The sequence below is a fragment of the Nodosilinea sp. LEGE 07088 genome (assembly GCF_015207395.1).
In the GTDB taxonomy this organism is placed as follows: domain Bacteria; phylum Cyanobacteriota; class Cyanobacteriia; order Phormidesmidales; family Phormidesmidaceae; genus Nodosilinea.
Map to the genome: position 1 here is coordinate 1 of NZ_JADEWX010000192.1, position 9,955 is coordinate 9,955.

Consider the following 9,955-nt stretch of genomic DNA (forward strand, 5'->3'; position numbering starts at 1 on the left):
GGGTTGTTAAGAATCGGAGACACTGAATCTCAAGACGTTGCTTGAGCCGTGTACGGTGAAAGTCGTATGCACGGTTCTGAGGGGAGGGAGGGGGATATATATCTAAAACCTCCTCCTTTACCCGACGCCCAAAGCACATTAGATTAGGAGAAGTTTCGTATGCCGCGTTTCTCTACATCTAGATTAGAAGGAGTTTCGTATGCCGCGTTTCTCTACATTTGATCGACGCAATTACCGAACTGTGGCGGCGCGTGAAGGCTACGCTCAATGGGCAGCGACCTACGAGGACACCGTAAAGCGTGACATGGATCTGTGGTTGCTCAACCAAATCCAAAGCGTCAGGTGGAGTGCCGTCGAGCGTTGCGCGGATCTCGGCTGTGGCACAGGACGCACTGCTGCATGGTTAGCGAGCAAGGGCATACGGGAGATCGATGGTGTCGATGCCACGTCCGAGATGCTGGATCAATCTCGCAAACGGGATGTGTTCGCATCCCTGCGCGTGGCGGATGTTTGCACGACTGGATTGCCAACAGCTAGTTACGATTTGATCATGACGTGCCTCGTTGACGAACATCTTGCTGAGCTTGCACCGTTGTACGCGGAAGCAGCGCGGATTGCTCGGCGTGATGCAGCCTATGTACTTGTTGGCTTTCATCCATTCTTCATCATGGCGACAGGGATGCCGACGCACTTTCAAGGAGCTAATGGAGAGCCAGTCGCAATCGAGACGCACATCCATCTGTTGTCCGACCATGTGCAGGCAGCGATCGCGGCGGGCTGGCAACTGGTCGAATTGCGCGAACAGATCATTGATGATCGTTGGATAGAGACGAAACCGAGTTGGTCAGTCTACCGGGATGTGCCAATCAGTTTTGCGTGGGTGTGGCGGCGGTATGAGATTTGAGTCGATATTCGATGCGGCTAACAACGCCCATGCACACCGACCGCCGAGAGTTGATCGGTTATGATGCAAAGGTTATCTGCTGCGGGTGATGGGCAATGTTATGCCGCTGGATAATTGGTGTGGGCATAACGAGAGATTATCTGTTAGCGTTTAGAACTAACAGATCGTTTGTGTTTAGTGATCGCGAACGTTAATATCGTTTGGTCGATTAGATATGAACATTACACTCAAGGAAATTACATCGGAAACAGTTCTTGACGTTATCAATCTGTCAGTTTTACCTGAGCAGCAAGCTTTCGTAGCACCAAACGCCACCTCGCTCGCAGAAGCACTCTTCAGCGAAGAGGCTTGGTATCGCGCCGTTTATTCTGGTGAGACTCTGGTTGGGTTTGTGATGGTTTATGATGAATCGCAACGCAAAGATCCTCCTGAGAAACCAAACATTGGTCTGTGGCGACTGATGATTGATCATCGGTTTCAACGCAGGGGGATAGGAAGGGAAGTTGTACGCCAGATCATTGAATATGCCAAGTCCAGAAATAAATTTACGGCGCTATTTACATCCTACGTACCTGATCCGCTAGGTCCAGAAGCTTTTTATCTTTCACTTGGCTTCATTCCCAACGGAGAGGTTGAGGACGGCGAAACTATCGTACTGTTTCACTTCGATGAAAAAGCAGATTGACTTTGTATTAAATTGAGTAGAGATCGCCGCATAACAACCCGGCTGGAGCGGACTGTTGGGAGATATTGGTAGTGTTGTAAAGGTTACTTGCAGCCGCTCAGCCGGAACGTTAGGCTGCCTGGGTTGTCGGTGAAGTCAACATTTTAGAAAGTGTTGGTTGGAACACAATTCCAAGTTAGTCAGGTTCTCTTGCTACCCTTGAAAAGAAGATCATGAGTGCTGTCATGGAATGGGTTGATTTGAAACAGCTAGATAAATTGATTCAGCAAACAAAAGCTTTAGGAGCTGATGTTGAGGAGATTGGTGTATCGGGCGAGGGACGATCAATCTATGCAGTAAGCGTTGGAGATAGACAAGCAACTCGTACAGTTGTAACCGTGGCTGGATTTCATGCTGCTGAAGTGATCGCTCCACTCACTGCAATATCTATTCTTCAAACGCTGATAGAGAATCCGCCCCCACCTGTGCGGTTTTGTATTGTGCCTGTGGCAGATCCAGATTTTGTATCTCGAAACGCTAATGATTTACCGAAAAACGTGACCTTGCAAGCTCTACTCAATCTCAATCATCAGCGAGATTTGGAGGGTCATTTCACAATAGATACTTATCCTGAGTGTATAGCTATTCGCCAGTGGCTTGAGCATTTTGATCGAATTGACGCTTATTTCTCTCTCCACTCTGCCCACTGTATTAGCCCAGGATTATTTTTCTATGTGGGTAGTAAGTCTAATTTAGGCTGGGTGAACCAAGTTGCGAGTCAGATTACTGCTGCAACACCGAATTGGATTTCGCTTTTATCTCAAGACCCAACAGGACTTTCCCAAAAGGCTCTGTCTCCAGGTTTTTTTGAGCTAGAGATCCCTGAGTGTGAAAATTTGAATGGTGCTACTCCTGGTAGCTCACTTGCTTTTGTAACACACCGATTTCAGCCTCAGTACGTTGGAGCTTCAGAGATGCCTCTGGCAGTTTGCCCCGCTTTGACCGAGGCTTCACTAGCGGAAATTGACCAGTGCAACCAAGATGTAAAGCAGGCAGGACAAACAAGTTACTCGTTTCAAGAAATCGATTTGGATACTCAACTCTACATCATGAAAAGCTGGATTTTGTCCGTTATTGATATTGCGGCGGTAGCATAACAACCCTAGTGCAGCGGATTGACCCAAGCCGCTTGTGATGTTGCAAAAATATCGGCAACCGCTGACCAGGAACGTTAGCTGGCTTCGGTTACAGGTGGTGGCAGTGGTGTAAAGCTTAAGTGGACAGTCCAGTATCTCTAAGCCTGCGATATTATCGTGATTAGTTTTCCGAGAGTCATTGCAATGTCAGACACCCCGTCCTTAACCGTTGACTTCACTCAATCAGAAGAAGTTTTGCAGATTTTGCCCCGTTCACCGCTGCGATCAAGCGAGGACTCAGGATGGAATGGAATTTATATGCAACAGCATCTTCAGCCATCTTGGGAAACGCCTGACTATGCTCATATTCGGCATTTGATTCTGGTTCATGGGATGCAGCATCAGGTTCAAGCAGAACGAGCGTTTGAAGGGCGCAGGCGGCAGGAGCAGATTGGAAGAGGCAGCAATGTCGTGATTGTTCCAGCGACTGTCCAACATCAGAGCAATTGGAGTGAAGAAAGCCCATTTTCGCTGCTGTTTCTTGAACCTGATTTCTTAACCCAGGTCGCCTATGAATCGGTTACGGCGGAACGCATCCGACTGATTCCTCAGTATGCAATGGATGATCCACTCATTGATCAAATCGGACGATCACTGAGCGCAGAATTAGACTCTGATGCTTGGGGAGGTCGTCTATTTGCAGACTCGCTGATGATCGCACTTTCGATTCATCTCATTAGACATTACTCAGACTGGCAGCAGCCCTTACGTGAGTATGCCGGAGGATTACCACAACGTAAATTGCAGAAAGCGATCACATATATCAATGAACATTTGTCAGAAGAAATATCCATTACTGCAATTGCGGATGAAGTGGAGATGAGTCAATATTATTTTTCTCGGTTGTTTAAGCAATCGACGGGTATATCGCCGTATCAGTATGTGACACGACTACGAATCGAGCGGACAAAATATTTGTTGAAAATGACTTCACTGCCGATTTCTGCGATCACGCTGCAAGTTGGCTTCTCCAATCAAAATCAACTGACGATTCAATTTCGCAAATCCACAGGCACAACGCCCAGTAACTATCGCAAGCAGCTTTGACTCTACGCGGAATCGCAAGATTCTAATAAATTTCGCAAGGATCAATGATTAATCTTGAGTCTTTCTTTCAGGTTTTCAGATTTGGCTAAAGCGTTGCTAGGCTACATCAATGCTTTTAGGAGATGTCTTATGAAAGTTTGTGAATCTATCGAGCAATCCAGCATATCAGCGCGCCCCAACTTTCCTATCACTCTCAGCAAGCTTTATATCAATGGAGAGTGGCGCGACTCCCATAGCGGCAAAACGTTTCCTGCCATTGATCCAACGACTGAAGCCGAAATTGCCCAAGTTGCCGAAGGAACGGTTGAAGATGTTGAACTCGCTGTGAAATGTGCCGGAACTGCTTTTGCAGAGGCTTGGGGGCAGATGAGCGGACATGAGCGCGGCGAAATTCTCTGGCGAGTGGGCGATTTGTTCCTTAAGTACGGGGAAGAACTTGCTTTTCTACAAGCTAAAGAAATGGGGCGGCTGTTCACGGATTCTATGACCGTAGACATTCCCCATCTTGCCAATATGTTTCACTACTACGCAGGGTGGGCAAGTAAGATTGAAGGCTCAGTGAAGCAAACGACGAAGGGACTGCATACCTACACGCTACGTGAACCGCTCGGCGTGGTGGCGGCAATCACCCCCTTTAACTTTCCGCTGATTCTGTCGATTAGCAAATTTGCTCCAGCGTTAGCGGCTGGAAATACCATCATCCACAAGCCAGCTTCAGCAACTCCGCTCTCGGCATTGAAAGTGGCGCAGATCATGGAAGAAGTAGGCTTGCCACCTGGGGTTTTTAATGTGGTAATGGGTCCGGGTGGCACCGTGGGCAATGCTTTATCAACGCATCCTGGAATTGAAAAAGTTGCTATCACTGGATCAACTGCCAGCGGCATTCGGGTGATCAAAGATTCAGCCGATACCTTGAAGCACTTGACTATGGAACTTGGTGGCAAGAGTGCCAATATTATTTTTGCTGATGCCGATTTAGATGTAGCCACACAGACTGCATATGATGGGATGTTCTACAACAAAGGCGAAATTTGCTACGCAGGTTCGCGGATGTTGGTAGAGCGATCGGTTTATGACGAAGTAGTAGAGCGAGTTCGGCAACGGGCTTTGGATACAAAACCGGGTGATCCGCTCGATCCGAATAGTCAAATGGGACCGATCGCCAATAAAAGCGAGTATGACAAAGTACTCAGCTACATGCAGGTCGGGCAAAAAGACGGAGCGCGTCTCGTTGCAGGCGGAAAAGCCGCCGACATCGGTACAGGCAAAGGCTATTTTGTGGAGCCAACGGTTTTCGCTGATGTGGATAGCGAGATGACGATTGCTCGTGAGGAGTCTTTTGGTCCGATTCTCTCTATCATTCCATTTGAGACTTTTGAGGATGCCATTCGGATTGCTAACGGGAATCAGTACGGACTTGCCTCTGGGGTTCATACCCGCGACATCAAAAAAGCCCACAAAGCGGCGGCTCGGTTGAAAGCTGGAACCGTTTGGGTAAACACCTACGGTCATTTTGATCCTTCTGCACCATTCGGAGGCTACAAAATGAGTGGCTATGGACGGGAACAAGGCTGGGAGGCGTTAGAGTTTTATTTGCAAACTAAAACAGTCTGGGTTGACTTATCCTGAAAGCGTTGTCTTGCTTGATTCATAAAATCTTGGAAGGACCTCTAACGATCAACGCTTTGGCAGGTCGAAAGCCGACTTAACCCCACAGTTCCAAATGAGTTCAGTCAATTCAGCCACATTAACCATTAATTATTAAGGAATCGGCAATGAGCCAGAAAGTTTGTGTGATCGTGGGATTTGGAACTGGAGTCAGTGCCGGAGTTGCGAAAGTATTTGGTAAAGAAGGATACACCCTTGCGCTAGTCGCTCGAAATCCAGCAAAACTAGCTGACAACGCTCAAGTGCTAATAGCAGAAGGCTTCTCAGTTCAGACGTTTACTGCTGATGCGGGCGATGAAGCATCACTGATTCAGGCATTTACCCGAATTCGCGCTGAGTTAGGAGATCCAGAAGTTTTGATTTATAACGCAGCCGGATTTACACCCGGAAAACCTAGCTCGTTGACTTCACAAGGATTAGTTGCCGATTTCCAAGTCAATGTTGCGGGGGCACTGGCTGCAGTTCAGCAAGTGCTTATGGCGATGCAAGCCAACCGCAAAGGCACGATCCTACTGACTGGCGGAGGTTTAGCCCTATATCCTGCTGCCGAAGCCTCATCTTTGTCGATTGGTAAAGCGGGTATTCGCAGTCTAGCTTTTACTTTGGCTCAAGAGCTTCAAGAAAGCGGTATTCATGTTGGCACGGTAACAATTTGCGGCACTGTACAATCTGGCACGCACTTCGATCCTGATGCGATTGCCCAATCATATTTAGCATTGCACCACCAGCTACCAGCAGCGTTTGAAACTGAAGTGATCTACAAATAAGAACTGAGGGAAAGAAAATGAAAATTGGAATCATTGGTGCAGGTAACATGGGTAGCGGCTTAGGCAAAATCTGGGCAGAGAATGGGCATAAGCTCATGTTCAGCTATTCCCGCGACACCCCAAAGCTGGAGAAAATTGCTCAATCGGTTGGCAACAACGCCACCGTTGGCACACCTGCCGAAGCAGTCGAGTTTGCAGATGTGGTTGTATTGTCCGTGCCTTATGGTGCAGTAGAAGACGCACTCAAAGCAGCAGGTTCACTTGAAGGCAAGATCCTCTTCAGTATTGTTAATGCGCTACTACCCGATATGAGCGGAATGGCAGTTGGAACTACGACTTCAGCCGCTGAGGAGATTGCTAAACTGGCTCTAGGTGCGCGTGTGGTTGAAGCCCTGCCAGTGTTTGCAGAAGTACTCAATTCTCCATCGCGCCGTTTTGGAGATCAGCTTGCAACTGTATTTTATACAGGCGACGATGAAGAAGCAAAACAAGTTGTAGCGGACTTATTACGGGAAGTTGATGTTGAGCCAATCGATGCTGGATCGCTGAAGAGTTCAAGATATGTGGAACCTGCCATGATGCTACTAATTCAGTTGGCTTACACTCAACAACTCGGACAAGTCGGCTTTAAGCTGTTGCGTCGTTGAGAATCGCCAGCTAACAAGTCGATGAAGCGGACGGACGAGAGATCTTGGTGGTGATGCAAAGGTAATCTGCCGCCGCTTATCTTAGTCGTTAGCTAGCTTCGCACCGAGTCATTGCACTCGTCCTTGAAGGTTATCAGTCAGTGCAAAAAAACGTTTAGGAATAGATCCGTCCAGGGTGCTTGTAGAAGGGCGATCGCAGCGATGGGTTAAAATCAGTAAAGTGTTCGTCTAAGCTATTCATTCAGTCTAGGGAATACATCATTAATGACCTTTGCAGAATCTCGCAGTGATACCGTTCCAGTTCAGCTTCCCAATGGGGCTGTCGTTAAAGTTGAGGTGTCCAGTACGGGGCGGGAAGATGTGGGGTTTGATGTGAAGCAGTTCCAGCCCGTTGCCGATGCGATCGAGGGGGTGGTGCAGATGATTGCCGCTCCGATCCAGAAGGTGAAACCCAAGAAGGCGACGGTGAAATTTGGCATGGAACTGGCGCTTGAATCTGGGCAATTGACAGCAGTGATTGTAAAAGGTTCTGGCAAAGGAAATTTAGAGATTACACTGGAGTGGGAAGCACCGACAAAGGAGTAAGATTTGACCCCGTTAGAGGATCTGCTGCAACAGTGTACAGTTAAAATCACCGTCCCTGGTGCTTGGGAGAAGGAGAGGGGGACGGGCTTTTTTGTGGCTCCGGGGTTGATTTTGACTTGTGCCCATGTGGTGCGAAAATCGGCTGATTTGCAGGTCACTGTTTCCTATCTTGGATGCCAGCAGCCTCTGTCGGCGATTGTAAAGGCGAAAGCAGACGATGGTAAAACGCTCGACCTGGCTCTTGTTAAACTCTCTGAGTCGCCATTTGATCATCCCTGTGTCCTGCTGGATGAGGAGCCAGTCGCGATCGGTCAAACCCTATATAGCTACGGCTATTTAGAGTCCTATACCAATGCGACTCCCGTGCGCCCAGTTAATGAAGGGTTGACAGGAGACACGCCACCCTTACTCAAACTGCAAGGCGCACAAATTGAGAAAGGGATCAGCGGTGCCGCACTGTTGGATCTTAAGACGGGCAAGGTGTGTGGCATGGTCAAGGAAACCCGTGCCGCCGGGTTTGATTTGGGCGGTGGGGCGATTCCGACTCGTGTGATCCTGGAGCAGTTTCCTGAATTGCGAGCGTTACAGCGGAAATTTCATGAGGGCGATCGCCGTTGGGTCAATCTGACTACGACTTCGATGGCTGGCAAACCAGAAAGCGCTACTTCACTAATAACCATTCCCCAAGAACGCGCCGAACTTTACCAGTTCCTCCTTAATTTACCTGGCTCCCAGTTTGATGCCGTCTTATTTGCCCTTAATCCACCCAGGGGAAATATTCCTCCGTCCACGGCTCCCCAGGGGCAGCGAGTGCCAGAGCTGCTGAATTGGCTAGAAAGTGCCATCGGGCCGGGGTTAGAAGCACTGAGATTGTCTCTGAGTAAAACCCTAAACCCTCGCTAGCCCCTCCAGACCAGCCGCCCAGCCTGGAGGGGCAACTCAGGGAGTATGGCCTACCTGAAGTAAAGCCTGTTACTAACCGCACAGATCGTAACGAAAAAATCTTGATTGATGCGGTGTGGGGAGAGGTGGCAGACCGCTTGAAGCAATCTCTGCACAATGCCATTTTGATTCGGTTGGATATGACCGGGCAGCGCAGCCAGGTCAAACGACCCTGGGATGCCGATCTACGCACGGCTAGCCAAGCCCCTAAACCCCTTGCCCCTGGCACTCCCATTGTCGAAGTCTTTGATGGTCACGATATCGGCGGCAAACTGCTACTGCTGGGTAACCCAGGGGCAGGCAAAACCACTACGATGCTCGACCTGGCCGCAGCCTTAATACAGCGGGCTAACGCCGATCCTGAAGAGCCTATCCCCGTAATGCTGAACTTGTCGTCGTGGCAAAACCCTCAACAAAGCTGCACGGACTGGCTGCTGAAAGAACTCAAGTCTAAGTACGGCGTATCGCCCAAGCTAGGGCAAAACTGGCTAACCGAGAAAAAATTGCTGCCCCTGCTGGATGGATTGGACGAGCTCCCGTCCGCCCGACAGGAACCTGTAGTGCAATCCCTTAACATCTGGCTTCAGTCAGAAGAAGGTACACCTCGCCTACTGGTGTGTAGCCGCCTGGAGGAGTACGAACTCTACACCGCTAAGCTGGCATTGAACGGGGCTATTTGCTTAAACCCATTGACCGATGAACAAGTAAAAGGCTATTTGGCCTCGCTTCATATGGAGGCACTATGGGATACCCTGCAACAGGATGAGGACTTGCTTGGCCTTATGCGCACGCCACTGTTGCTGAGCGTGTCCATTTTGGTCAACGATGCGTTCAACCTGACCCAGTGGCAGCGGTTGGGCACCACCCAGGAGCGTATGGACTATTTACTAGATGCCTACATTGTGCGGCGACTGCACGAACCAGTGAACAGCCAGGAATACTCACCAGAGAGGCAGCCCACGGCGCAGCAGATTCAAAGATGGCTAATGTTACTAGCTCAAAAACTTAAAACACAATCAAAAGATGAGTTTCTGATTGAAGAAATCCAGCCCTTTTGGTTGAGTAACAGCAGACAAAAACTCATTTATCGACTAATTGTTGGGCTTCTTTTTGGGTTTGTCTTTGCACTAGGCGGGCTAGCCTTTAAGCCAATTTACGGGGTTTATGCTGGACTTCTAAGTTTACCCCTAAGAGAACTACTAGGATTTATTCGCGATGGACAGGAATTTGAATTCAAGGATGTAAAATTACCTGATAGTATCAACTTTTCGGATTTTTATTTGCTAGATCGCATGCTACTGGGAGGATTAGGAATTGGAGGAATTTTGGGAATAATTTTTAGTTGTGTGGGTCTATTTTCTGGTTTATTAAGCGTATTGATTGAAAGCTTAAGCAGAGGGGCAGAAATCAGGGCTATTTCATTCTAAAAATGGCCTTGAGGGTATCTAGGCCAAATTTGCAGAGTCGTTCAGCCTGAGCCATGTTGGAGAACTCATTGGAGCGATAGAGGTTGAGCGCGAAGTTCCGAGCGACGG

10 protein-coding genes are annotated in these 9,955 nt (G+C 48.6%); all 10 read left to right on the forward strand.

The window, feature by feature from the left end:
* Positions 1–199 precede the first annotated feature (199 nt).
* The 10 genes from IQ254_RS26500 to IQ254_RS26545 all read left to right on the forward strand — a co-directional run bounded on the left by IQ254_RS26500 (position 200) and on the right by IQ254_RS26545 (position 9,847).
* Positions 200–904 carry a class I SAM-dependent methyltransferase gene (locus IQ254_RS26500; protein ID WP_193969159.1) on the forward strand — a complete coding sequence of 235 codons (705 nt, stop codon included), beginning with the start codon at positions 200–202 and terminating at the stop codon, positions 902–904.
* 214 nt (positions 905–1,118) lie between these two features.
* Positions 1,119–1,589 carry a GNAT family N-acetyltransferase gene (locus IQ254_RS26505; protein ID WP_193969160.1) on the forward strand — a complete coding sequence of 157 codons (471 nt, stop codon included), beginning with the start codon at positions 1,119–1,121 and terminating at the stop codon, positions 1,587–1,589.
* 212 nt (positions 1,590–1,801) lie between these two features.
* Positions 1,802–2,725 carry a M14 family zinc carboxypeptidase gene (locus tag IQ254_RS26510; protein WP_193969161.1) on the forward strand — a complete coding sequence of 308 codons (924 nt, stop codon included), beginning with the start codon at positions 1,802–1,804 and terminating at the stop codon, positions 2,723–2,725.
* 183 nt (positions 2,726–2,908) lie between these two features.
* Complete coding sequence (locus IQ254_RS26515) at positions 2,909–3,811, forward strand: AraC family transcriptional regulator (protein WP_193969162.1); 903 nt, start codon at positions 2,909–2,911, stop codon at positions 3,809–3,811.
* Between the two features lie 129 nt (positions 3,812–3,940).
* Positions 3,941–5,440 carry an aldehyde dehydrogenase gene (locus IQ254_RS26520; RefSeq protein WP_193969163.1) on the forward strand — a complete coding sequence of 500 codons (1,500 nt, stop codon included), beginning with the start codon at positions 3,941–3,943 and terminating at the stop codon, positions 5,438–5,440.
* 146 nt (positions 5,441–5,586) lie between these two features.
* Positions 5,587–6,246: an SDR family NAD(P)-dependent oxidoreductase gene (locus IQ254_RS26525; RefSeq protein WP_193969164.1), complete on the forward strand. Its 660-nt coding sequence runs from the start codon at positions 5,587–5,589 to the stop codon at positions 6,244–6,246.
* A 17-nt stretch (positions 6,247–6,263) separates the two neighbouring features.
* Positions 6,264–6,893 carry an NADPH-dependent F420 reductase gene (locus IQ254_RS26530; protein ID WP_193969165.1) on the forward strand — a complete coding sequence of 210 codons (630 nt, stop codon included), beginning with the start codon at positions 6,264–6,266 and terminating at the stop codon, positions 6,891–6,893.
* Between the two features lie 264 nt (positions 6,894–7,157).
* Positions 7,158–7,478 carry a CU044_2847 family protein gene (locus IQ254_RS26535; protein ID WP_193968150.1) on the forward strand — a complete coding sequence of 107 codons (321 nt, stop codon included), beginning with the start codon at positions 7,158–7,160 and terminating at the stop codon, positions 7,476–7,478.
* A gap of 3 nt (positions 7,479–7,481) precedes the next feature.
* Positions 7,482–8,381 (forward strand): serine protease, encoded by a 900-nt coding sequence (locus tag IQ254_RS26540; RefSeq protein WP_193969166.1) that lies wholly within the window; start codon positions 7,482–7,484, stop codon positions 8,379–8,381.
* A 179-nt stretch (positions 8,382–8,560) separates the two neighbouring features.
* Complete coding sequence (locus IQ254_RS26545) at positions 8,561–9,847, forward strand: NACHT domain-containing NTPase (protein ID WP_228041118.1); 1,287 nt, start codon at positions 8,561–8,563, stop codon at positions 9,845–9,847.
* Positions 9,848–9,955 lie beyond the last annotated feature (108 nt).